The sequence below is a fragment of the Amycolatopsis sp. NPDC049868 genome (assembly GCF_044461365.1).
Lineage (GTDB): Bacteria > Actinomycetota > Actinomycetes > Mycobacteriales > Pseudonocardiaceae > Amycolatopsis.
The window spans coordinates 1-26,930 of record NZ_JBITKV010000024.1; the positions used below are offsets into that span (position 1 = coordinate 1).

Consider the following 26,930-nt stretch of genomic DNA (forward strand, 5'->3'; position numbering starts at 1 on the left):
TGGTGAGTCGGTCGCAGGGTGCGGGGCCGAATTTTGGTGGGGCTTTCAGTGGGTTGCCGGGTGTGGTGGAGAAGCTGCGGTTGAGTGTGGCGGATCTGGGGCGGTTCGGTGTGGGGGGTTCGGGCGGCGGCACCGGTGGGACTGGGGGCGGGGAGAAATCAGTCGCCGGTGAGGAAAAGTCCGGTGACCACACCGGGGACAGTAAGACCGGCGGCGGTGAGGATGCCCGCCGTGGTGACGATGCCCGCGGTGGTGGCGAGGTTCGTGGTGGAGCTTCCCATGGTGAGGATTCCCACGGTGGTGATGTCCACAATGGATCTGCCCGTGGCGGCGGAGTCCACAATGGAGTGTCCCGCGGTGGAGTCTCGTCAGGTGGTGCTGGTGTGGATGATGTGTCGTGGCCGCGGATGGTGTCGTCGGGGCAGGTTGCGGGGGATGGTGTCACCGGTGATGGCGTCTCGGGGGCTGGGACGTCGTCCTCTCGTGCTGTCGTTTCTGACACCACGGTCGCTGCAGGGCCGGGGCGGTTCGCGGTGGTCGATACTCCGCTCGGCACCGGTTTCCAGCACACTACGGCGAACGACACGTCCACGACGACATCGGCTGGGCACACCGGCGGTACTGGTTCCGCTGGGGCCAGTGGTCGGGCAGGAAGTACGAGTGGTTCCGGGGGTGTGGTCGATGGTGGTGTGCGGGTCGGTGGGTCCGGTCTGGTTACTCCTTCGCAGGGTGAGGGGACGGCAGGTCAGGGTGCTGGTGGGGGCAGGGCCTCAGACCAGGCGGGGTCGAGTACCTCTAAGCCGAACATTTCCATGTCGGATACGCGGTCGGATACCGCGGGTGCTGGTGCTACGGAGCGGTCGGTGGCGGGGTTTGTCCCGGCGGCCGAGGGCAGGCCGCAGACGGTCACGACGTCGGCTGGTGCTTCGCTGGGTGAGGATGTGGCGCGCGGTGCGGGGGAGGCGCGCCCGCAGGTCGCGGGGGGTGTTCCAGGGCACTCACGGGCGACTGAAGGGGCTGGTGAGTCGGGGCAGTGGGGTGGGCCTGTGTCGACGTCGGGGTTGCAGAACTCGGCGGAGCAGGTGACTGAGCGTCCGTCGTCGAGGTCGTCTGTGGGGACGGCTGATTCCGGGGTGGCCGGTCTGGGGGATCGGCAGAAGCCGGTGGCCAGTGGTGTGAGCCAGTCGGGTGTTCCGGTGGGGTCTGAGGTGTCGGCGGGGCAGCAGCGGCCGGTGACCAGTGTGCAGCCGACTGCGGCGGAGCAGTTCCTCAAGCCTGCCGCGTCGGTGGCGGGTGCCTCGGATGGTGCGGGTTCTGGGAAGCCGCTGGTGGCGGGTGCGCCGTTGGATTCGCCTGGGAGGCCGGGTTCGGAGTCGTCTGCCGGGCAACAGCGACCGATGCCGGCCACGCAGTCGGTGCCGGTGGAGCGTGGGTTGACGAGTTTCCTCAAGCCGGGTCCGGTGAGTGGTCTTGCCGATGCTGTGCCGTCGGGTGGTGCCGGGCAGTCGGTGGTGGCCGCTGGGGTGGAACGGCCGGTCGGCGCGCCAGTCCTGGAATCGTCGGCGGGTCAGCAGCGGCCGGTGCCCGACGCGCAGCCGGCAGCGGCTACGAGTGGGGCTCCAGAGGCGGTGAAACAGCCGGCTCCGGTGGCGGGAGGCAGCCCCGAGGCCGGGGCGTCGACATCTGTACGGCCATCTTCGGCGCCGGATGTTGCTGCGCGGCCTGAGGTCTCGGTTGCGGACGGCTCTCACCGGGGGCGGGAATCGTCGGTTGTGCCGGGGGAGGGCAAGCCCGGGGCACCGCAGCCACAGCCACAGCCGCAGCGGTCTGGGGTTGGTGACGTGGGTGGTCGTCTGGAGGGTGGTGGGCAGCGGCAGACGGCTGGTCTGGTGGCGGGGAAGCCGGAGGTTGTGCCGCCAGTGGCCGCGGGTGTGCCGGTGGAGTCCGTGAAGTCGTCGTTGCCGCCGGTGGGTGGTAGGCCCGAGGGTGTGTCGCCCGCGGCGCAGGAGGCTCCGGCACCGGGTGTTCCGGCGAAGTCGTCGCAGGCGCAGGGGCCGGCGGTTGTTGGTGGGTCTCCGGATGGTCCGCAGTCGTCGGTTGCCCGGTCGGGGGACAAGCCGGATGTTGTAGTGCCGCCGGTGGGTGGCAAGTCGGAGGGTGTTTCGTCGTCGACACAGACGCCGTCGGCTCCTCCGCCGAAGTTGCCGCAGCCACAGGGGCCGGCGGCTGTAGGTGGGTCTCCGGACGGCCCGCCGACGCCGCCGCAGTCGCGACCGTCGTTGTCGCCGGAGTTGGTGCGTGGGTCGGAGACGCGAGTGCCTGGTGCGGGTGAGTATCGGTCGGCGGGGGCGAGGTTGCCGGTGGTGCCTGCTGTGGACGTGGGGGGTGTTCTCCCGCCGACGCCGCCGTCGCGGCCTGCTGTCGTGTCGGAGAAGGACGGGGTCGAGGGGGATGGTTCGTCTCCGGTGTTGCTGTCTCCGTTGGAGGTCGGCGTGTCGGACCCGGGTTCGGTTATGGGGTCGGGTGGCAGGCCCGGGGTAGGAGGGTCTGTGTGGGCTGGCGGGACGAGTTGGGTACGGGGTGAGGATGGCTGGTTCGTGGCGGGGGGTGAGGGTGCGGTGGCTGGGGGGCGGATTGTTGTGCCTGAGGGATCGCGGGCGGTGGTGGATGGTTCTGGTGAGCTTCAGCTGGTGGTTTTGCCTGATGGGCTTAGTCATGAGCGGGGTTTGGATGGTGCTTGGTCGCGGGGGAGGACCGACGGCGGAGAGCTGATCGTGCGGAAGCTTGATCGGCCGGAGGAGTTGGTGCTGGCGGATGGGTCGGTGGTGAGGTTGGGGCGGGAGAACGAGGTGGTGTGGGATTTGGCCGGGGATCGCCCGGTGGTGTATCGCCAGGTGCGGGCGGAGGGTGGTCGGCGGTTGGCGGTGCCGCGGACGTTCGTGGCTGGTGGTGATAGTGGCTGGGCCGAGACCGGTGATCCAGTGTCGCCGGTGGTGCATGAGGCGTGGCTGGCGGGGGCGAACAGGGGGTTCGAGGCAGCACGGTCGTTGTGGGATATCGCGGCGCGGTCCGGCTCGGGTGTTCCTCAGCACGAGCGGTTGACCGCGATCAGCGCCGGGAAGCTGAAGGAGTTGTTGCGGGGCTCCCGTGATGATGCGGTGGCGGCGATTGTCGAGGCGGCGCGGCGGAAAGACGGGGTGACGTTGCGGTGGACGCAGCTGTCGGCGTCGCATGCGTTCGACGCGGGCCACGATGTGAACATGGCGGCGGGCGAGGGGAAGTCGTGGCTGTTCCTGATGGATTCCGCGAGACGGGCAGTGCGTGATGACGTGGACGCGGTGCAGGCGATCACGACCCGGGAGAATCTGGCCGATCGGGAGTTCGAGCATTACGTCGATGTGCTGAGGTGGCTGGGGATCACGGTGCATCGGACGAATTCGGATTCGTTGCCGCCGGAGCCGGTGCCGGGCCAGCCGACGATCTATGTCACCACGCTTGAGGATGTCGGTTTCACCTATTTGAAGCATGGTTTGGTGCCGGGGCAGCGGAAGAACGGCTCCACGAATATCGATGTCAACATCGATGAGGTCGACGAGGCGATCGTGTATGCGAATCCGCTGTTCGTGATCAGTGATGGTGCGCTGGGGGATGCGCCGTCGGAGGTGGTGGAGGCGGTGCGGGCGGCCGGGCGTTTCCTGCGCGGCCAGTTGGCCGGAGGGGGGCTGTCCGGGGCGGACTTCGGCCGTGTGCCGGGGCGGGAGGGTGAGCCGTCGAGGCTGACCGAGGCCGGCGCGGAGAAGGCCGCGGGGTTGCTGGGGCGGGAGCTGACGGACGGGGAGCGGCACCGCCTGGACATGGCGGCGGACGCGCACTGGGACCTGGGCGAGAATATTCACTACATGATCGACGAGGGCATGGTTTTGATCCTCGATCAGACCACCCATAAGGTGATGCGGGGGCTGGAGAAATCGACGGAGACGGAGAACTCGACGGCGAGCCGCTGGAACGGAGGGCGGGCACAGGCTGTGGAGGAAAAACATGGTCTCCCGATTCGCGATGACGCGGATACCAGTAAGAGTGTCACCGCCAAGCAGCTGTTCGCATTGGACGTGTATGGCCGTGTGGTGGGCGCGTCGGGGACCGCGCTGGGGAAGAGCGAACATTTCGCCGCGCTGGGTTCCTCCCGGGAAGGGCAGGAACGGACGATCGTGGATATCCCACGGTATTACGAGTCCCGGCTGGAAGTGGAGCCCGACCACGTCAGCCCGGACCTGGAGACGAAGCTGGACACGCTCGCCGACGGCATCGAGGCCGAGCTGGCCGCAGGGGGCGGGCAGGCACGCCCGCAATGGGTTGTGACGCACCGTAATGATCTGGTGGAGAAGCTGTCCCAGCGGCTGACGGACCGGGGAGTGCCGCATATGGCGGTGGACGCCCGGTGGCAACTGGACCAGGGAGCGCATCTGGAGGAGGCGTTCAACGCGGTGCTCGCGAAAGCAGGCGCGCTCGGGCAGGTCCTGATCGGCAACATGCAGCTCGGCCGGGGCGTCGACATCACCGTGACGGATGCGGCCAACACGCAAGGCGGCCCCTTGTTACGGCCCACCGCCCGCTCGGCCATCTCCAGCGATATCGACAAGCAGGTCGAGAACCGGGTAGCCCGCAGCGGCAACCCGGGCAGCGTCCGTTACCACATCTCACCCGATGACGACCTGTTCCGGCTCTCCCGCAACGACAAGGTCCAACTCGCGATCATCCGCTACGAACAAGCACTCACCAACCCCACCGAGCACACCGCCGCCATCAAACCCGAACACCAGGAACAGCTACACACCGCGGAAGAAGCACTACGCGACCTTGTCGGCCCCGTCCAGCACGACTCCGCCGCCCGACTCGGTATCCACACCCCCGCAGTCCCCAGCGCCGACTCTGGTGCGGAGAACTCCGGCGTCGGCCCGGGCTCGCAGAGCGATGTGTTCGGGGTGGGGTCTGGTGTGAGGTTCCCGGCTGCTGCTGTGCCTGGTGTTGATTTCGATGAGTTCGATGACGTCCCACCGGGACGTGTCAGTGCCGGCCCTGTATACCGCTACGATTCGCTGGTTCCGGAGCAGGTCTTTGATGCCGGTTTCCTTCCGCCGAGCACGACCGCCGGTGTTCCGTCGCCGGCCGGAGTAGCGGTGTTCACCACGGTGGACCGTGATTTGCCTGCGTTGCCCGAGGAAGCGGGACGGTTCCAGTATGAGGTTCATGCTCCTGGCGGGATCGTCACCGCACCGGCTGTCGGCAGTGAGGGCGCGAACGCGGCGGGGGTGGTGTTTCCTGGTGGTGTTGGGGCGCGGTTCGTTCGTGGTGCGTATGAGATTTCGGGTGGTGATCGTGTCCGGTTCATTCCTAATCCGGGTTTCGCTCCTCATCCGGTGATTCCGGTTGCCACGGTGCGTTTCGATGAGGGTGGTGTTCCTTTTGCCAGCGATGTTTCCGCTGTCACCGATATCGCCGCCCGGGTTGCTTCGATCGCGTTGTGGCGTCAGGGGCAGGGGTTGCCGTTGCCTGCTATCACTGTTACCGGTTACAGCGAGGATGCGTCGGCTGGTTCTGTGGAGGCTGGTCGTACCGATCGACCGCATATCGCTGGCGCGTCGCGTGTGTTCACTGATGCGATCGACGCCGCGTTGGGTCGGTTGGCCGGGACTCATCCGCCTGTGACCGCGAAAGATATGCCGGTCACCTCCATCTTCACTGGGCAGTCGCCGCCGGATCTCGCGACGACGCCATCCACACCGGTGTCCCGTGTTGTCACGGTTTCGGTGGATGCCAATCCTGTTCGCGGGCCGACGGTGACGTTTGCGGATCGGCGGCCGGCGGCGGCGGCGGTGTTGCCGGAGTGGCGTGGTTTGGTCGATGTGGCGAAGGCTCGGTTGGCGGTGTTGAGGGAGAGGGACGAGGCCGCCTATGTCGGGGTGATGAGGCAGGGGTTCGCTGTTGCGGGGGCGTCGGACGCGGTGAGGCCCGGTCGTACTACTGCTGTCTGGCGTGGGCTTTACGATGATTTCGCCGAGGTCGTGGCCGCCGAGCTGCTGGATTCGTGGGATCACGCCACTGGTGACCCTGCTCCGCAGAGCCTTGACGACGCCCGTGAGTTCGCCCGTGGATGGCGGGAACGGCTGGGGATCCCGGGATCGACCGGTGGATTGCCCGGCGGCGCCCCCCGCTCCGACAACAAGCCCCACACCGCTGGCGAATCTTCGCGCTCCGCGGCGGACCCACTGGCCGATCGGGAGCTGCGTGGAACAGGGCCTCCGCAGAACGCGGCCGAGGGCAGCTCGCGTCCGGCCTCGTTCGAAGACGGCCTCGCTGCCGCTCCGGGACTCCGGGAATTCCTGCAGCCGAACGCAGCTCCTGAACGGAGCATCATGGCCGACGTGGATCTCGGAGCGACCGGGAACATCGGCCCTGGATTGTCTGGAGAACCGGGCGGCCGACCGGATCCCGAAGCCGGCGATCCTGCCCTGGCTGCGGAAGAGACCACGGTGGCGCCGCATCCGCGCGGCATCGACGAAGTCCGACCTTGGCTGCGGGAGCACGCGGCATTGGCTCGGCAAAGCTTCACGAAGCTGACCAAAGCCCGCGAAACCGAACTGTCCGCCCAAGCGGCTCAGATCGTGGATCGATATCACCATTCCACCGCCGTAGGACAGCCCGTGATGGACGACGTGACGGCCATGGTCGCCCATCGCCTGCTGCGTGGTGAAAACGCCGGCGCCGACGCCCTGGCGAAGTCCCTCGCGAGGTCGCTGGGAACCGGGCCAGACATGGCCTTCCCCAGCGACGTTCCCTCAGTGGCGACCAGCCACTCGACCGAACCGCCGCCTCTCCCCGCGCGAACCATGAGGAAGCCGGCCTTGCGCGTTCCGGGTTATCTCCTGCGCAGCAAGGGACTCGGCCCCGCTGTTCAGTTCCGCCGGACGGAGGGAGCGGACAAGATCGTCGCCGCGATCCGCGAGCTGGTTCCCGGCGAAGCCGACAAGCAAGACCTGGCCACCGTCCAGCATGAGGTGGAGAACGAATTCGGCTCGTTCCTGACGGAAGGCCGGGTGCTGCGCTTGAACGGTGAGCGGCTTCTCGTCCAGGCCGAACTGGAATTCGCCGAACGTAGCGAGACGCCGGAGTCCGGCAAGGCGAAAGCAGCGCATCGCGACACGGGGCACGATTCCGGCGCCGGGACGTCGAGCGGCCGGAAACCGATGACGCGCTGGGCCTACTTCACCCCGATGGTCCCCGGTCTGTTCAGCATGGGGGTCGTCAACGTGCCGACGGCTCCGGCGTTCGTGCGCGAGCACTCCCACCGATCCGGCTGGGGCTCGCGGACCAGCGTCTCGTTGCCGGAGCACGTCACCGAAGGCACGAACGGCTACCAGGGCATGACTGCCATGCGGGTGCCGGCCAAATTGCGGATCGTGCGCCTCGACAGCGCCGGAGAGCCTACGGGGCCGACCGTCATTCTGGGTTCCCGAGGCCGTGACGCCGATCGGGTCGTGGTTCCGCTGAGTGTGCCGACCGGGCTGCTTTCGGACGGCAGCGTCGTTCCGATGCCTCGGTCGTTGCCGAACGCAGTGGTGGAGGGGGCCGCGGTGCGCACCACCACACCCGGGAGGTACCAGGGCCGGGTGATCCGCCTGCGTCCAGGCCGGTCGCGGGGGATCTTCGAGCAACTGTCCGCGCACCTGGGCAAGCTGGGTAAGGATTCCCAGGAGACGCTGCGCGAATTTGTGAGCTCACGGAACATCACTGATCGGCTCCCGGAAATGGCGGTCAGCCCACGGCAGGCGGAGGCGGGGCAGGGCTGGGTCACCTCCGCCGCGCTCCACCGGGGTGGAAATCCCATCAGGCGGCTGCTGAGCCGCCAGGTCTCGAAGTTGCAGATGCGGGCCGTGGCCAGGCAAGTCGCCTATGTCCAGACCATCGATGACGCACAGTTCCGCGAACACTCCGAGGAATCCAGCACGGTCTCCGCGGTGAACACTTCCGGCCGCGAAATAAGCACGACGATCGCCGGTGGACCGGGGATCGACGTCGGCGTGGTCACGGCGGGCGCCGGCCCCTTCGTGGGTGCCGGTATCGGCAGAAGCCGGGCCCAGGAACACAACCGCGGAACCAAGACCGCGGACGAGCGCACGTACACCGCCCCGGTGGTGCGCTACCGCACGGTTTACGAACTGCAGTTCCGGACGCCGGGACGGTCGCCCGTCACCTTCGCCGACGCGGTCGACGCCTACCACTGGGCCAAGGTCGAGGACGCCGAGCGGGCGGGTCTCAGCGGCGACCGCGGGCAAGGCCCGGTGGACTTCGGTGGTGCAGGGGCTCACGGGACCGCCGAGCCGGTGACCACCGACCGCATCCGGCAGGCCGCCGCCGGGGCGGCGCTGCAACTCGAGGAGGCGAGTGGCCTGCTCAACGACATGCTGCGCGACTCCACGAAAACCCTTCCAGGGCACCATCGCTGGGCCTGGCGCGACGCCGGATTCGTCGCTGGTTTCGACGATCCGAAGCTGGCCCGCGGCCTGTCGGCCAAGGACGAGCGCGAACTCGGCCGGGCGGAGGAGATCCGAGGCGGGATCTCGGCCGAAAATCTGGCCCGGCGCGCGCCGGAGATGCTGGAGGGCCGCCCGCTGATCCTTGACTTGACTCCGGAGCCCGGACGGGGTCACGACTACCACGTCGGCTTCCGGATCAAAGCCGATCTCGATGGTGACCTGGTCGACCTCGGTCCGGTTCCGGGCGCCGGATCCACGAAGACGACCGAATCGGAAAGCAGCGGTAAACGCAGCGTTCGCGACTGGTCACTGGGCGGCGGCATTCTCGGACGAGTGTACGCGGCACTGGCCGGTACAGCGGTTTTCACCAACTACCACAAACTGTTCTACGCCGGCTCGAAATCCACCGTCCGTGAGCGAACCGCCGAACTGGGAGTCGGCGGGGCGCACGGCGGCCAACTCGACGAGGCGGGCGGCGTGCGGCCCGAACCCCTGCATCGTTACGCGGCGAAGGTGCGGCTCGCCGTGTCCGGAACGCATTGGTCGCAGCCCAACGACCTGGTGCGTGGTCTCACCGTCGGGTCACGCGGCAGGCATGCGCCGGAGACACACGAACTCGAGATCGTGGACGAAGCGGCGGCGCGCCAGGGGCGTACTCCGGGCACTGTCACGGTGGACGTCGTCCTTGAGCTTCCCGCTTCGCACGTGGACCCGCGGAAGACCGTGGAACCGGTCAACCGCACCGAACTGCCCGATGTCTCGCTCAATCGTGGTCAAGAGCTGCGGCAGGGCGGCTTGCGGCAGTTGGACGGCATGCCGATCATCTCCCTGCGCGGTCTCGAGCACGTGCGCGAAGCAGTGCGGTCGACACTCGAACGAGCGTCCGACGATCCGATCTGGAGGTTCGAGGACGGGGACAACTCCGGGCTGATCGACGCGGCGGTCTCCGTCGGTGCACTCCGTACCGATCCGCGGGCGTTCAGCCGGCCTACAGCGGTGTCAGGGCTCCGATGGAACCGCCGGCGGGCCGACGAGGAAGCCGTCGCGGCAGTGTCCTATGCGCTGAGGGACCCGAGGGTGGTCACGACCGTCTGGCAACAGCCGGATGGGTCGATCACCGGCGGTACTGCCACGGGCAAGGAGACCGCCGGAACCTGGAAGGTGACCAACACCGGGGAGGTCGCTTTCATCGGCAAGAGCGCGGAAGCGGCGCACAGCCCGGGAACGGTGACCCAGGCGATGGGGCTGCTTCTGCAGGAGATCGCCCTGTGGGTGAGCAGCTTCGGGAAGAAGTCCGGGCAGCGCACGAGCGTGTCCACCAGCCGAGCGCTGAAGGGCGAACCACGCAGGCTGCACCTCGTCGATGCGACCGTGGAGGCCACTGTCGCGGCCGAGACGCTACGCCGGGGCAATCTGGACCGGTGGTCGCTCCGGCGACCGAAACCGGTGGGCCGGGCCGCGGAACGGTTCGAACTGCCCGACGCCGCACGGGTGCTGGTCACCGACGGGCAACTGCACGAGATCAGAGTCAAGCAGGCCGAACAGGACGCCCTCCGTGCCGAAACGGCCGACGGACCTCCCGTGTTGCCGGCGCTCCCCGCGTTCGAAGACCGGGCCGACGGCTGGGACACCGGCACGGATGCGCCGGAGGGACACGACCTCGGTCTGTCGAACTGGGCCGACGGGATCGCCGAGCCGATCGACCTCACTCATCTGATCCCTCGGCTGCACGAGCAGCTCGAGAGGCACTTCGCCCGCGAGCTCACCGACAGCCACCCCGCTATGCCCAAACAGCTGATACAGGACCGTGCCCGCGAGCGGGCCGAGCGTCTGCTCCCCTCCTCCTCGTTGGAGACCGAGCACGACAACCCCGACGAAGTACGCCGTTACCTCTCCAACCTCCAGACATCCCTCGGCGACGTGGCCAACGGCGGCACCGGCACGTCCCTGCGGCTGGAAGACCGGCTCAACGGCCGGACCTATGAGCTGCGGGTCGACGCCCAGCCGATGGGCAGGCCGCGGCCCGGCCGTGTCACGCACGGCGAGCTGGTCAAGGCCACTGCCGCCGTCGTGACGACGAGCAAATCCCGCAGCCTCAAACGAGTTCTTGTCGAAGGCTTGACGCTGCTCACCTCCGCCGTGTCCTTCCGGTCCGAGTCGGCGGTCAAGGACGTCGAAGCCAATCCGGGGACACACGGCGCGCCCTACTCCAACCACGGTTTCGCGCCTGCAGTCGTCTTCGAATGGCTCAGCCAGTTCCGGGAGACGAAACGACAAACCACGACCGAGCACGTGCACACCGAAACGGTGCGTGGCGCGTTGGCGGAACATCATGTCAAGGCCCTGTTCGACGTGCGTATCGAGCGGCATGGGGAACGCATCGCGGCCGCTCCGGAAACACTGACTCTGCGCACCCACTCGCCGATCGAGGACGGAGGGACCTCCCATGCGGACCGGGCACGAGGTCTTGCCGAAGAGCGTCCCCGTACGGAAGCCACCGAGGAGAACATCGCCCGCTGGCGTGCCGCCGATGGGGCGGAGCCACTGCCCGACGACCCGGCGCAGTACCGGGTGATCGATTTCGAAGGGGAAACCTCCGACCTGCTCAAAGCCGCGGAGCGGGCTCTCGCCCACGCCGGTGTCCGGAACCTGGACGTGACGACCCGCGGGATGCTGAGCGACGCGGTGGCACCGAGCAGGCTGAAAGCACTGGCGGGACCACACACCCGCGACGGTCAGGAGCTGGAACTGCCACCGGAACTCGGTGTGCGGATGACCCTGCATGCCATGGTGCCGGGATCCGGCGAGTTGACCGGTGCCAGTGCCCGGATCGAGCTGGGCGGCTCGACGAGTTCGTCCCGCTCCGAACACGTCGAAACCGGTTCCGGTGGCGGCTACGAGGTCGACGCCGCCCCGTATTTCGGCCCTGGGGTGCCTCACCCGCCCGAAGCCGGTTCCGGTGGAGGACAGCAACCCTTCGGCGCGTTGGCGGACTGGGTGATGCCGTTGGAGCCGCGCGGGGCTCGCATGGCCGAGCACGAGCACGCGACCGGCGCGGAATCGGGCGGCGCGGCCTTGCCTGCCGCCGGGAGCACGGACCACAGCCCGATCACCAGCACCTGGGCACACGGCACGCGGTTCCGCCTGGTCGTCGAGCCAGCGTCGACTATCACCGCCAAGCGCGGCGCCGTCGTGGATGTCGACTTCGAGCGCGGCTATGTCATCCGCCATACGGGCCGCGCCGACCGCCTGCCGGAATCTCTTGTCCAGCGCACAAAAGAACTCGCGGAGCGGGACGCCGAATGGGAGATCGCGCGAGGCAGGCTCCGCGCGGCGTATGACGGCGAGCCGGACAGCGAACTGCTCCCGGCGGCCGCGAAGTCGTCCACGTTTCAGGTTGCTCGCGAAGCGGAACGCGCTGCCGCCAACGCCTGGACGCAAGCCAAGAGCGCATACGAAGCCGAGTTGGCCGTCGCGCGGCAGGATCCGGAGCTGGGGGGTGGACGCCCGAGCGCGAGCGTTGTGGTCCACGAGGGCCAGGGGCGGCTGCCGGTTGAACAGCGTGCCCGCCTATTCAGCGTGGCAAAGGACCTGCTCCAGGCTCACGAGGCGGGCGCGCTACCTCGAGTGCGTTACCGGGTCCTCGGTGATGTCCGGGGTGCTCCCGCCCGGCAGTTCTCCGCGGTCGCGCGCGAGTTCGCCACCCTGCTGGAGCTGGCGCAGTCGGCGGTGCCCCGGCACGAGCGGCTCGGGCCGGTCGACCTCGGGCTCGACGTCGCTCCGCGCTTCGTCCGCTCGCCAGGACCGACCACCGTGGAGGTCTGGATCGACTACCGGGAACCGGCAGTCCCGGACAGCCCGGACAATGAGCCGGAGAAGCTCGCGAGCGCGTCAACGACAACGCTGGCCGGTGAGGGTGAGGCGGTAGCCGACAAACCGCAACCCAGTGTGGACCCTGTCCAGGAGCAAACGTCCGGGCGCACCACCGTCGTGCCTGAGAGTCCGAGAGACGAAGGCGACTTCGTCATCGACCTCAGCGATCACTCCGCGCCGCTGGACGCTCCCGTGACCGAACGCACCCAGCGAATCCGGGACTTGCTGCGGCACAACGTGGTCATCGCCGACAGGATCGACGGGACGGCGATTCGCCGGGACGCCCGTGAGGCGCTCGCAGAAGCACGCGTGGAACAAGCACGCATCGACCCGCTCCTGGACGGGCTAGCAGACTCCGCGCTGAAAGACGACTTCAAACTGCTGCCCCATGAAGGCCTGATCCTGCGGGACGGCCAGGGCGGCGAAGCGGTGGAACTCGTCGTCCGGGCGCTACCGGGCGACGACACTTCCGACACCGCGGACAACCAGGTCCGTCCGGGGGAAAAGGACTACGCACACCGCTCGGGCCAGGTCGCCTCCGGCGGTTTCGGCAAGAGTTCGGTCGACGAGTCCGCCGCCCCCCACCGGGAAGGCGGTTTCCAGCAGATGACGAGCCTGCCGCTCGGGACATCCCAAGCGGCGCGGACACTGGACGTCTCTGCCGGCTTCAGAGGCTTCACCGCTCATCCTTCGTGGAAATCCGGAGCAACTCGCGAGCTGGAGACCAACGTCCGATACACCCCTCCGAACGACTGGGGCGACAGCAGGCACGACCTTCGGCATCACGTAGTCGTCCGACGGGTGGCGGAAGCGGAAGTGCACCGTACAGGCAACCAGCCGGGTGGCGCGCAGCTGAGCGCGCCCGAGGTGCTGGCGGACGTGCACCCCGGCGGTGAAGTACCGCACGACGGACCGCGCGGCACCTTCGTGCGGGGTGGGTGGCGGCTGTTCGACGAATTCAAGGCGGTCGTGGACCAGCATCCGGCGTGGCGTGGCGAGGCGGACGTGATCAACTCGCCCCTGCGCGGCGCGTTGCTGGAGGCCAGCCGGAGCGACGGCTTGTCCCGCCTCGGCAACGATCTGGTCGACGGGCGGACGTTGACCACCAAGCTGGAGATCCACAACCTCGCCGGATACCGGCGCACGGCCCTGCTCGAACTCAGGGCCGAGGCGACCGGCGGCCATGATTTCCTCTCCGCGCGACCACCCGCACCAGAACCGGCCCCCGGCAGCAAGGACACCACGCTCGTCGAGCAGGGCCGCGGCTACAAGAACTCGCAGTCGGTCACGTCCGAAACCCGCCAGCCGTTCGACATCAGGGCCGGTCTCGGGGTGGGGTTCGCCTGGAGCCTGCGAGACAAGCCTGATGTCACGCCCGCGGAGCCCAGTTTCGGCTTCGGGGACCGCCTCGATTTCCGCTTGGACGGCATCGGGTTCGGCTTCAACAACAACGAGCGAACCGTCAAGCAGACCGAAGAAGTCACCGCGACCACCATGAAGAGCGCGTCCGGCAGGCTGCACGGCCACGTCCGTGACCTGTCCTACGAAATCACGGTCCGTTTCGACGACAACCGCGAGGCCACCGGCACCCTCGATGAGCCGGAAGGCGCCACGACCTGGACCATGGCGCGTGAGCCGACGACCGCCGGGCCGGAGCCCGACCCCGGCACCGCACCGTTCTCGCCGTCGAAGATCCTCGGCGCCGCCGAAACAAGGTTCCCGGCCGCCGAGCGGCTGCTGGCCGGGTTACGCGCGAAGCTGCCCGACGGTGTGCTGACCGCCGGCGACGGCACGTTCACCTCCAACGTGAAGGCCGCCGACAACGAAGTCGCGTTGCGCTACTACATGTCGGACCGCGGTCTCACCTCCCATGCGGCCGGCCTGAACGCGGAGGGGATGTCGTTCTTGCTCGTGCGCGACACCTACCCGGTGACTCAGCGGCCGGACGACCTGGTCCGCGTGGTGGTTCAGGCCGTGCCACGAACCGGACCGCGTGAGCAGAGGGACCAGCCCGGCGGAGTGGCAGCCGTTCCGCACGACGTCGAGCTGGAGGGCAAACTGGAGGCCACCGGCAAGATCGAGCACAGCGATACGTCCAGGGTCGCCGGCCGGGCAGGCGCGAGCAGTAGCGTCCGGCCGGGACTCGGTGCCGGGGAAATCGCCCGCACCGCGGAATTCACCGGCGGGTTCAACCGTTCGTTCAGCGATCGTGAGCACAAGCTGGAATCCTCTTCCAACCGGTCCAGAGGACAGGGCTGGCGGACGGACGGCGTCAGCGAGTACCGCCTTGAGATCGACTATCGCGTGACCCTGAGCGGCCGCGGGCTCAGCGAGACCTTCGTCGTCGAAGGAGGTGAGGCTGTTACGGCGAGGGCCGGGGTGACGAGGCTCACCGAACCCCCGACGGACGGCAACACCGAATACGAACCAGTGGCGCATCCCGTCCCGGAGCGGCCCGGCGATTGGTCACCCGGCGAACTACCCGACCACTTCGCCGTGCACGGGCTGGATCTGCCGCCAGGGGCAGCGCGTGTCGTCACCGACGAACTGTTCGGCGGGTTCCGCGACGACGCCCAGCTCGCCGAACAACGCGTGCACGACTCCTTGAACCCGGACGAAGTCGCAGTACGCCTCGATGAAGTCGTCACCGGCACCTACTGGCACCAGGCGCACCGCTATGGTCGTGGCGAAGGAGATTTCGTCGGCTTCGAAAACCACGTCGGCGACTACGGACTCGCGCTGGCGCTGAGCAATCCGCGGGTCTCCGGCCCGCCTACGAACGTCAAACTTCCTTTCGCCGGCAAGGCATCCGGAAAGATCGCGCATTCCGTCCGGCAGGGCAGCACCGGATACGTGTATGCGGACGGGCGTACCGCGGTGGTCCCGCTCGCCGAGACCTACCTGACCCCGCAAGGAGGGTACGGGTTCGGCTGGAAGGAATCGCGGAGCGAAGCGACCAGCCAGGAATACGAGACCGCGGTCTACGCGACCTACGACGGGCCGGCCTACCTGGTGACCTACGACGTCACGAGCCTGCTGTCGGGCAGGGACGTGACGCACACCGGAGCGGGGCCGTACGACGGTGCCACCATCGGCGCGCAGACTCGGTACCAGGCGAACCGCCGTGCCGGCTTGCAGATCTGGGTACCGGTCCAGGACATCGACCAGGTCGGCCTGCCGGTGGGCTGGGACTGGGACCAGGCCGGGCTGCCCATGGGCTGGGATGGGGCGCTGGGCATGGCCGGAACTGATCTAGCGAGCACCCCGCAGGTCCGGGTCGCGCCCCGGCAGGTCTACGACGGCCTGGTGTCGACGAAGCTGCGTCCGCAGGTGACAGCGGCCGTGCTGGCCTCGCTCAAGGAGGCGCTGGGCCTGGTACCACGGGACGTGGTTCCGCGTTCGGTGCTGGGCAGGTTCGCCGATCAGCTCACCGGTCTCGCGCAGCGCGTCGTCTTCGGCTCCGCCGAACGCCTGGCCGCCGAGAGGCTGGTCCAGCAGGTCGGCGGGGATATTTCACCGCGTGGCCTGGAGACGTCGCTGCCGATCTTGGGGGCGGCCGGAAAGGAATGGACCGCCACGGTCTCCGGTCCGTTCGGTGACATCACCTACACCCCGAGGCTCAAAGCGCGGCTGGCCCCGGGTGAGTTCCTCGACACGCAGGCGGGCTGGCTCGACTCTTTCGCATCGAAGTCTTCGCGCGTCGAGGAGACCGTCCACGAGCAAGGCCGATTCCACAATGCCCTCCCCGCGGTGCGGATGCCGGTGTACCTGCCCGACCAGGTGGCACGAGCACTCGGTTGGTCCGCGATGACGGTCCCCTCGGTCGGGACCGTCGGCAAACGCACCGAAGGGACCGAGACCGAACTGAATCGGTCCGCCTTTGTTTCCGGAGACATGGTGCGCTACAGCCATGACCTGGAGCTGTGGTGGGAAGTGAGTAAAACCGCCAACCCCGTCCGCGCGCTGCGTGGCATCACCGGCGGTCTGGCCGACCGGGTGGTACCGGGCCCGAAGGTGGACCGCTCTCCGCTGATCTCGGTGCCCGAGGCCGCGCGCACACGCGTGCCGCTCGGGGAAAGCGCACGAGGAGAACACCGGCCGGGCCCGCTGACCGGGCTGCCGAGCGTGAAGTACGCGACCGTGGGGGGCACTCGGGTGGCCGGTGTCGTCCGCGACGTCATGGACGGCGTAGCCCCCGGCGAGCATGTCGGGCCCTCGCCGCAGCCGGTTCCGGCGGAGGCGACCGCCGCGCGCCAGGCGATCAACACGGGCTCCTCCCCAGGAGCGTTGTCTGCGCATCTGCCATCAGCGATGAGTGCGACCGGGTACCGCCTCGAAGGCCTGGATCAGGACTCGTTCTACACCGTCGGTCATCGCCACGGAACGCCGCTGCGCGCCTTGACCTTCCGTGTCAACGAAATCCGGGACGCCAATGTGCTTCCCAGCGGTTTCACCCCGAAGCCGGGGCTGGACATCACGTCGACCGATGTGACGAAGAGTTCGGGCAAGACCGAGCACACCGCGGGGCCCATGTGGACCACCGCGATCGGCACTGTCCCGGTGACGATATTCCCCGACGGCGGGCCCACCGGCGGCGGCGCGGTCCGCAACATGGTGCCCGGCTCGGTGACGGTCAACATCGGCGAGGGCCGGGTGATGGGACCGACGCTGAACTGGCAGCGCACCGATTCGGTCGACGTCGCAGGCAAGACCGAGGAAGAGATCCGTCATTCAACAGGGCAGCTCTACTTCGTCCGCGCCACCGCCGACTGGACCGTCACTCCGGAATACGCCTCCGGTGCCGATCCGGCGTGGAACACCCCGCGGTCGGCGCGGGACGTCGTCTATTTCCGCACCGACGAGGACGGGCTGCGCCAAATCGGCTTGCACCCACCGGAGAGCGGGGCCGAGGGCGGCCCGCTCGTGGCGGGAATCAACCGGGAACGGTATGAGACAGGAATACCGGAGGACCCGGCGAATTGTGCCGCCGACGTGATCGCGACGTACAAGACGGAGGTCTTGGGAGAGACCTTCGTGGCCGAGCCGCGTGACGGCCCGGTGCGGACGGAGGCGTTGGAACAGTCACTCCATGCCACTTTCCGACCGGTCTCCGGCGGCGCTCGCCAGATCGAGGAGCTGCTGGGCACCGAACGTGATGCCCACGGTGTGGTACTGGTGCCGAGCGGCAGGCCTCGGGTCGGACACGCGGCGAACGTGTTCCGCAGCAGGGAAACCGGCGAGCTCGAGTTCGTGCACAAGGGGGGTGAGGTTTTCCCCCGGGAATGGCTGGACGGGCCGGCGTGGTTCCTGCGGATCCAGACACCGGCGGAGCAGGTTTTCCTTGCCGAGGAAGCAGCATCGGGTCAGGGGAGTGGTCGGTCGGACGAGGCGCCGGAGATGGTCGGCTGGCTGCCGGGCCGTGCCCGTCAGTCCACTTCGGACAGTCTTGTCGGCCGTCGCCGCGGTGGGGGTGGCACCCCGATGCAGCGACTGGTGGACCGTTTGCTGCGCCGGCGAGAGCCTGCACACCTGGAGCCGGCACCGGTACCGCTTGTGGACACGCCGCCGGTGGAGCAGTCGGCCGCGGTGTCCGAGGTCGATTCGGCGGACGCGCCCGAATCCGTAGTGGAGGATCCGGTGTCGCGGTGGCCGGTGTCCCAAGAGCTCGACAGGTTCGACTACGCGGAAACGCTGGGCACAACGGAGAGCCGGGTCCTGGATCTGGACACCTTGCGTCCGGACACCACGCCGGACGAGCTGGTCCGGCTGGCCGAAGAGTGGGGCGAGCCGGATCCTGGCCGGTTGGTCGAGGTGACTCTGCTGACCGGCGAGGCACCGAGCGCTCTTTCGCGTACGGCGGAAGAACTGGGGATGACTCCGCGGGCGCTGTTCCGGCTGGGCATCGCTGTCGGTGTGCCGCCGCGGAGCCTGGCGGTGCTGGGTGACCACCTGCCGTCCGGGACGGGCTCGGTCAGTGACCCGGAAATGGTCAGGCAGCTGCGTGAAGGGTTACGTCCGTTCGGGGTCCGCACGACCGGCGACGTGGCTTTGCTGGCAGGCCTGGCCAATCGGTCCTGGTGGCAGCCAGGGGACCTGGCGCTTCTGGAGGACTTCGCGGGGCGGCGGATGGTGTCGCTGGAGTTGCTGCACAGTCTTCCGGACGGATTCGTGGCCGCCGTGTTCGACCGCCTGCGTGCGGCTGAGCTGCATGCAAGCGATCTCGACGAGCTGGCCGGCGTGGTCGGGCTGGGTGATGGTCGTGGCGGTGTGGTGGCGGAGGTGGCGGCGACGCTGGGGGTGCGGCGTCCGGCTGATCTGGTGGCGTTGGCCGACGACTTCGCACGGCTTGCTCCGTATGTGGACGACGTGGCCAGGTTCGCTTCGGTGCGCGATTACGCGCAGAAGATCGTCGGAAGCTTGCGGCTGAACCTGAGCTCGCGAGGTATCGACCCTGATCGGTATGTGGCAGCGAGCACGCGGCTGGGGTTCCGGGTGGTGGAGCTGGCCGCACTGGCGCCGTCCCCTCATTTCGCTCGTGTGCTCGACGTCTTCGCCCATGAAGTGCCCTCGGCGCGAACGGATGATCAGCTGTCGTTCTACGCGCAAGAGATCCGGCGGCTACGGATGGCGCCACCCGAGCCGCCGCGAGGCACGGAAAGGCGGCTTGCAAGGCGGCGCGCCTGGCGGCGGAACATGAGACCGGAGTTGCGGGGACTGTCGGAACTCGGTACGACCCTGCCACGGACGCCCTTTCGGCGCGGTCACCAGGCCTTCCGTTCGTTGCTGGGACTCGAATGGGAACCGGGAGAGCCGCCCCCCTCCGTCGATTCGGCCGAGTACCGCGAGCAGGCCGATCGCGAGGCGGTCGCAGGGAATGGGCTGCCTGTCTATGGCGAGGAGACCTGGCTGGATGGTCCGCCGAACCTGTCGATTCGCGATCATCTGCGAGATTCCCGGTACTCCGACGCGGAAAAGACGCATTGGTGCCAGGTGTTCGCTCTCGATGGGCACAGGTTCGACGAGCTGGCCGGTCAGCCGTGGTTCGACCCGAAGCGGCTGGCCATGATCGCTGACGAGACCGGCCTGGCGGCTGCTGACCTGCTGCTGCTCAGCCAGGCAATCGGGCGGGTTCCGGTCGAATTCCCGTGGCGGGCGCTGCAACTGGGGATGAGTCCGCAAGTGCTGCTCACCGTCGCTGACGGTCTGGGTGGGGTCGACCCCGCACATCTGAGTTGGCTGTCTGGGGCCTTCGCGCGGCTCGGTGCCGAAATAGCCGAGCACTACGAGCACTTCAGCTCGCACTTCACGGATCACCACGCCGTCTTCCGGGTGGCCGACGACGACAGGGAACACCGCACCGATACGGACTGGTTCTTCTGGATGTTCAGCCGGGCCGAGCCCGAGCAGCCGGCGGGCGAGGCCGATTGGTGGCTCGCGAGTTGGTGGGCGGACCGTGTCGGGCTGGATCGGAGGACCGTCCTGGCCGATCTGCGACAGAGGCCGTGGCTGGACTACGGCCGCCTGTTCGACATGCTCGAGAAGGTGGGCTTGCCGTCGGATCCTGCGGGCTTCAAGGAGCTGCGCGCCTTCAGTAGGTCGTTGGAGCGCTTCCCCGACTTCCAGGACTTGGCCGAACGCTCTGGTGTGGACGACCCTGCCCGGTTCTACGCCCTTGCTCAGAAGATGAAGGCCGATCCGTACGGTCTGCTCGCCTTTCCCGAACTGCTCAAGAGCCTGAACGGCCTGAATGAAGACCAGGTGAGGAACCTCCGGCTGGAGGACCTACCCGCGTGGCAGGAGGCCGACACCCTGGTCGGGCATCTGGCGGGGGCACTCGGATGGAAGGGAAAGGCACGGACGAGCGTGTACCGGCTCCTGGCGGCTCTGTCGCCATCGCCAGCGGAGCTGGCGCCGGAGAACCGGGACGCGTTCCTGGCCGAGGCGACGCGCTGGGGGAGCACCCGTGGCCTGCCGACGGACTATTTCCGGCTGGTCGATCCGGAGCTCGCCGTCCTGCGTGGGAAGTCATGGTTCGATCAGAAGTCGTTGGCGGAAACGGTCCGTCTCGTGGGCATCGACCACGTGGCCCCCCTGCTGAAGCTGAGTGACAGGCTCGGGCAGATCCCCGATACCGAGAAGCTCAAACGGGCCGCCGAGCGGATCGGGACGAGCCCGGCTCAGCTGGTCACGGACGCCCTCGAGTCGGGGGCGGAGCCGCGGGAGCTGGAGGCGTTCGCGGCGTCGCGGAGGTCCGCGAAACCCATCGTGGACGTGGCGGCGGCTTACCGCGGCTGGGCGGCTGAGCAGCGGGCGCGGTTCGGCCTGGAGGACGATGACGCACTGGCAGGCGTTTCCTTGGCCACGGTGTTCGACGTCCTGCAGGAACAGCAGCGGACGTTCGCGTCGTTGGACGATCTGCCCGGCGCGGAGGCCGACGCGGAGATCAAGAGAGTCCGCCGGACCCTGGTCGAGCACAAGCTGCTGTCCGAGGTAGGCCTGATGAGGACGGCCGAGAACAGGGACCGCCTGCGGCGGCTGGAGACCGACGCGAGACGGCCGTTCAACGATGTTCCCGGGCTGGCGCGAGACCTCGGGATTGCGCCAGGGACTTTCTTCCAGACGGCGGAGGCCTGGCGGGCTCATCCCCGTGCGCTCCTCCCGTTCACGGACCTCCTCGACGCACTCGCCCGCCTCAACCCTGGTACCCCCGCGGCGAACGCCGACCATCACCGTGTGGTTCGCGAACGGGCCTTCGACCTCGTACAGAGGCTGGCCGTACGCGGCTCGCCGGATGCCCTGTCCCAGTTCCTGGCCGACGCGGATTCGCAGGCCGCGTCCTTGGATTTCTGGCGCGCTCATCCGGACGAGCTGGTGCAGCTCGACCACCTCGTCGACGCACTCGTTCGTCTGGGACCCGGCGACCGCCTGCCGAACGCGGATCGTTATTCGTCGGTGCCCGAGGAGCAGATTTACCGCCTCGTGCCACGGTTGGCAGCGGAAATGGCGACGTCTGCAAGGACGCTCCGGGAAAGCCGGAACGATCCGGCTCGGCAGGACCCGCCGAGGGATCTCTGGCGGGATCATCCGGATGCGCGGCGTCGGTTCACCGAGCTGCTCGACACGCTGTCCGGCGCTACCCAGCTCCACGACAACGCACGTCGGGTCGCTGGACGGGCCTACAACCTGATGTCGCGGCTGGCTGCCGGAATGGGCTGGCCGGAGGGGACGTTCCTGCGATTCTTGGCCGACCGGGGAGAGGGGAGCTCGCAGGCGCAGCTGCGCGCCGCTGATCGTTTCCTGCGGGCTTGGTGGGGACATGAGGAACCGATCGGGCGAAACCGGCTCGTCGCCGACGCGATGCGATGGGGAGCTGATCAGGGGGTGCGGCTGGATTACGTCTACGCGGGCGGCTCCAGGTTCGCGGCTCTGCGCGGCCAGTCCTGGATCGACCCGGATGAGCTGGCGAACGTGGTCGAGGCGGTGGGCCGGGACCGGCTGAGCGAGATCCTCCAGCTGACCGAGAGTATCGGCCAGGTGCCTCGCGGGCTGGGTTCCGGTGACCGCCTGCCGACGGTCACCTCGCGTGCTCTGCTGGGCATGGCCAGTGCCCTGAAAGTCGATCCTGCGGAGGTCGCGGCTTTCGTAGGGAACTCTCCGGACCAGAACGTCCGGGACGGCGGGGCCGACGCGATCAAGGCAGGCTATCCACGGTGGGCGGACGAACAGCGGAGCCTGCTCGGGCTGAGGCCGGACGAGTCGCTGGCATCCGTGCAAGCCTTCCTCCAGCGGACCGGCCGGACATTCGCCTCTTTGCGGTCGCTGAACGAGCAGGAGCCTGGGGCGGCGGCCCGGGCGATCAACGCGATCCGGCCGCAGCTGGCCTTCGAAGCGCGATCGCGCTGGGGCGGGCGTTCACCACTTCTGCGGCCTGCGGATCCGCAGTTGTCCGCGGTGAGCCGGAGTCCGGCCGTTCCAGTGCGTGACACGGGGAATGTGGCGGCGGGCGCTTCGACGCACCGGCTGTCCGCGCCCGCCCCTGGGCAGGTGGCCGGTTCATCGCGCACCGGCGCGTTCTCCGAGGAGTATCCGGAACTCATCGGGCTGAATCCCAGCGGTAATAGGTGGAACTGTCCCGACGCGGTCGTGGCGACGTACAACAGGCTGAGGTTCGGGGGAATGGCCATCGCGGAGCCGCGAGCTGGACCGGTGTGGACGGCGTTGCTGGAGCAGACTTTCGGCGGCAGGTTCGAGCCGGTCGGCGGCTATGACGACATCGTCATCAGGCTGGGGACCGGGCAGGGTGCCCAGGGGGCGGTGATCACGACGACCGGCCGACCTGGTGTCGGGCACGCGTTCAACGTGCATCGCAAGCCGGATACCGGTGGGACTCGCGATCCGGCCGACGATGGGGTCAGGCTTCCTGACGGGCAGCGTGCCGAGATTGTGCTGCGGGAGCGCCTTGATCAGGGCAGGGTGTGGTTCATGCCGTTGCCCGAGTTGTCGGGTCCGGTGTCCCTGGTAAGTGAAGTGGTCGAAACCGTCGATGATCCGCGGCCGGCCGGGGACCGTCCGCCAATGCTGATCGGGGGGCCCAAACGGCGTACCACCGAGTTTCGGTTGGGCCGGCCGAAACGTGCACACTACGAGTATCCCGAGCCCCCGGGCCCGGTGCCGGAGCCGCCTGCGCTGTCCGAAGCTCAGCGACAGCAGATCGTCGATTTCGCCGGCAGGCACAGGGATTTAGTGACGGTGCTCGGCGGTCTTGCCGGGTCGGTGGTGCCCGTTCTGGAGGGACTGGGTTTACGGGTCCAGAGCAGGCCTGCTGACGGCCGTCCGCACGGCGCCGACGTCTACAAGGGCCGTGGTCCCATGCGTTCGACACTGGGCGGCCGACAGGTCGTGGAGGGCAGGCTGGCGCTGAGCCTTGATTTCGAGCCTGACCTGCGGCTCGACTATCCCCCGGATCTGCGCCTCGAACTGTCGTCCAGCGGCTCCCTCGGCGAGGAGCAACTGCCGTTGGTGAACGGCTTTGCCGCCAAGTACCACGAGGCACGCGCGCTCGGGAACTTGTTCGATTCCGTGCCGCCGCCCGTGTGGGTGGCCGGCCCTGAAGCCGCGCCGATCGTTGATCTGTTGAAGGACTGGTACGGCATCGACAGCGCGGTCACAGGGGAGGGCGGCCCGCCCCGAGGAGGTGACATTCACGTCGGGTGGAACCCGCGGCGTCATCTGCCCTCACTCGAGCTGAAGCTGACCACCACGAGGTTGACGCCCGCTGACAAAGAGGAACTGGACGGTTTTGTCGACCGGTACCGTGCGGTCAACGAGGCACGGCAGGTGCAGGGCCCCCCTATCGAGGTGGCCGGCGGCTGGAGACACCGGGTTCTGCATTATCTGAAAGAAGTACACGGCATCTCAGCCGTCGGCAGGGTGGGGCGCAGCGGTGCCGCCGATTTGCGTAGCGACTGGAACACGGAGCAGGCCCCCACGACATCGAGGATGTTGTTCGACTTTCCACCTGGCAGCACAGGATTGTCGACGGAACAGAGGGCGCAGGTCGAGGCCCTGGCGAGGGGCCTGAACTTGGTCATGGCCAAGCGGCGAGCCCTCGGACATCATCCGCCGATCGTAGTGGGCTCCGGTGAGCGCGCGTCGTGGGTCGAAGCGGAGTTCGCGGCGTCGTATGACGCGGACTTGGTCGCGACCCAGCCGGGAGGCCGACAGAACGCGGCGGACTTCGTGATCGACTGGGCACCCCCGCACGAAGGGCCGCAGGTCATCTCCTTGGCGCACGGCGCGGCCGCCCTGACCGGTGAACAGCTGACCACCGTCCTCGGCATCGCGAGCAGGGTTGACGATGTCACGCGGACGCGTGCCAGGCTTGAGCCCCTGGAGCCCGGCATGACAGTGCAGGTCACTGGTCCCGACCCAGCCGTCGTGAACACCGTGGCCGAGATATTCCGCGGTCGGGGCATCGAACCCACTCTCGGCTCCGAAGGCGTCGTGGGCGAAATACACATCCACCTCGACTGGGAACCGAAGACCGACGTGCCACTGCGACCCGACCAGCTGACACAGCTCGAAGCCCTTGTCGAAAAGTACCGTTCGGTCAAGCAGTTCCATGAGTACAACAAGAAGCCGGCACCCGTGCTGGTCTTCTCGGGCGTTCGCGCCGAACCGATCGCCGATGCTCTCCGCCGACGTGGCATCCTCGTCACCACGACGCCGGACGGCCCGTCCACCGGCGCCCACGGCTACCTCGCCGGGATCTTTCCGTCTCCCGCCCACCCGGAGAAGTCCCCCGCCGAGAACACCGCCAGCTCAGGAGCCGACGAACCCGCCCTCGACCCGGTGCCGATACCACCTCGAGCAGCGGAATCCCCATCCGCGCCGGACCTCGGTACGCCCGGTCCGGTGTTGCCTGCCGAGGCGGACGCCCTGGCCGATCTCGACATGTCCGGCCTCGACGAGCCGATGCCGGACCTTTCGATGTACGAGTCTGTGCCTCTGCCGGACTTCGGTTTCGAGCCTCTGCCGGACTTGGGCGTTCCTGGGGAGTTCGGTGTCGATGAGCCGATGCTGGACCTTTCGATGTACGAGTCTGTGCCTCTGTCGGACTTCGGTTTCGAGCCTCTGCCGGACTTGGGTGTTCCTGGGGAGTTCGGTGCCGACGACCAGGCGTGGGATCCGGCGGTGTGGGACTCCCTCGCTGCCAGGGCCGGAGACGAGCTGGGGGTGGTCGGCGGGCCGTCTGCCGCTGAGTGGTTCGACTCGGCGGCCGAGGCTGAACGGATCAGCCGCCTGCGGGATGAACTGGCCGGAAACCAGACTCAAGGGACTGGACAACCGAGCGTGGCACCGCAGTCCGCGGCCCCTCAACGGCGCGTTCCTCCGTCGAAGCCGAAACTGGAAGATTTGCTCCCGAAGCAGGTGCTGGACGTGGTGCTGGCGTGGCGGCCTCAGCCGGGAGCAGGGCCGCAGACGGTAAAGGCGTTCCTGGAGACCGACGAACGAGTGCGTGGCGTTGTTTCGCTGGAGGTAGACGACGAGGGCCTTGCGACTTCGGCGGTGTTGCGGGAATTGGCGAAGCGTTGGGTACAGGGGTTGGTCGGGTGTTTGAACCTGTTGACCGGCACCGCATACACCGCGGTCACCGCACACGACCAGCTCGGCGGGCTGATCAGGGTGGCTACGCGGGATCGTGGCTGGGCTGCTGGAGTCAGGGAACTGCGGCGGTTGCCGCCGGATGTGATGGAGGAAATCCTGCGTTGGCGGCCTCAGCCGGGAGCAGGGCCGCAGACGGTAAGGGCGTTCCTGGAGGGCGACGAGCGAGTGCGGGGCGTTGTTTCCCTGGAGGTCGACGGCGAGGGGAAACCGCTCTCGCCAGTGCTGCGGGATTTGCTGAGGCTATGGCTGAGGAAATTGGCCGGGGAGCGCGACCCGTTGGCCGACGCCACTTACACGGCCCGGGAGGCGGCACGACAGTCCGGCTACAACTACAAGACCGACACGGTCCAGGTCATGTGGCGGTTTGACGAGGCGGCCAAACATCGAGCGCAGGACGAGGTGCCGGAGGGACTGTCGCCGGAATTCGTGGCGATGGTAGTGGCGTTCCGGCCCCGGGCGGATGGCACGGGGCCGCAAACCATCGAAGCGTTCTGGAACGAACTGGCGGATATGGGGCGTTGGCCGGACACGGTCGAGTTGGTCACCAGCACTAAGGCGCTGCGAGGCTCTCCGCAGCTGCTGTATTTGCTGAGGCGGTGGGCGCAAGGATTGAGGATGCAGCCCAACCCTCTGGCAGGAGGCATCGCCTACTCAGTAGAAGCGGTAGCCGAGCAATGCGATTTCTACAGCGCTTCCACTGTCAGAAACTTATGGACGGTTGACCGAACGGGCGACCCAGCGCCGGAGGAAGCTCTGGCGGCGCTGCCACCAGAGGTATTGGACTACCTGCTGGCGTGGCGGCCGAAGACGGATGGTGAGACGTACAAGGAGTTCATCCGGCAGCAAGTGCGCCAAGGGCTGCTGCCGGATGTCTTCTCCGTGGTCGTCGATTCCAAGAACAGGTTGGTCTCGGCGGTGACGCGCGAATTGATACGGCGGTGGGCGATCGGGTTGCGCGGTGAGAAAAACCCGCTGAAAAGGGGGGAAAGGTATGTCACCAAGGCTGCGGCGGCGCAAGCCGGTGTGGGACACAGTTCGGTGGAGGATTGGTGGAGACGCGCTGGCCGGGATGAGCGCTGACGCGCGATTCGGGTGTGGTCGTCGGCCGTGCGGGCGGAGAGAATTGCACTTTGGACGACAGTTTGGATTATCTGGACCACCTGAGTCGAGCCTCTCTCCCCGCGTCGGGAGGCATTCATGGCTAGTGACCTCTGCTCGGCGGGATTTCGGCCTCGTCGAGAGTTGGTCACTGGCCTGCAAATGATGAACGACGACGTGTCGTGCACGCGTTCTGTGTGTTCGCGGGACTATCAGGGCCCACCGCCTTTCCCGCTGCCCAAAAGCGGTCAAGTGGCC

2 protein-coding genes are annotated in these 26,930 nt (G+C 67.8%); one reads left to right on the top strand and one right to left on the bottom strand.

The window, feature by feature from the left end; genetic code table 11:
* Positions 1-158 precede the first annotated feature (158 nt).
* Positions 159-341 (bottom strand): hypothetical protein, encoded by a 183-nt coding sequence (locus ACIBTM_RS45435; RefSeq protein WP_395883315.1) that lies wholly within the window; start codon positions 339-341, stop codon positions 159-161.
* A 333-nt stretch (positions 342-674) separates the two neighbouring features.
* On the opposite strand from ACIBTM_RS45435, the gene ACIBTM_RS45440 reads away from it, so the two are divergent.
* A complete protein-coding gene (locus ACIBTM_RS45440; RefSeq protein ID WP_395883316.1) occupies positions 675-26,654 on the top strand; it encodes a hypothetical protein in 25,980 nt (8,659 codons plus the stop codon).
* Positions 26,655-26,930 lie beyond the last annotated feature (276 nt).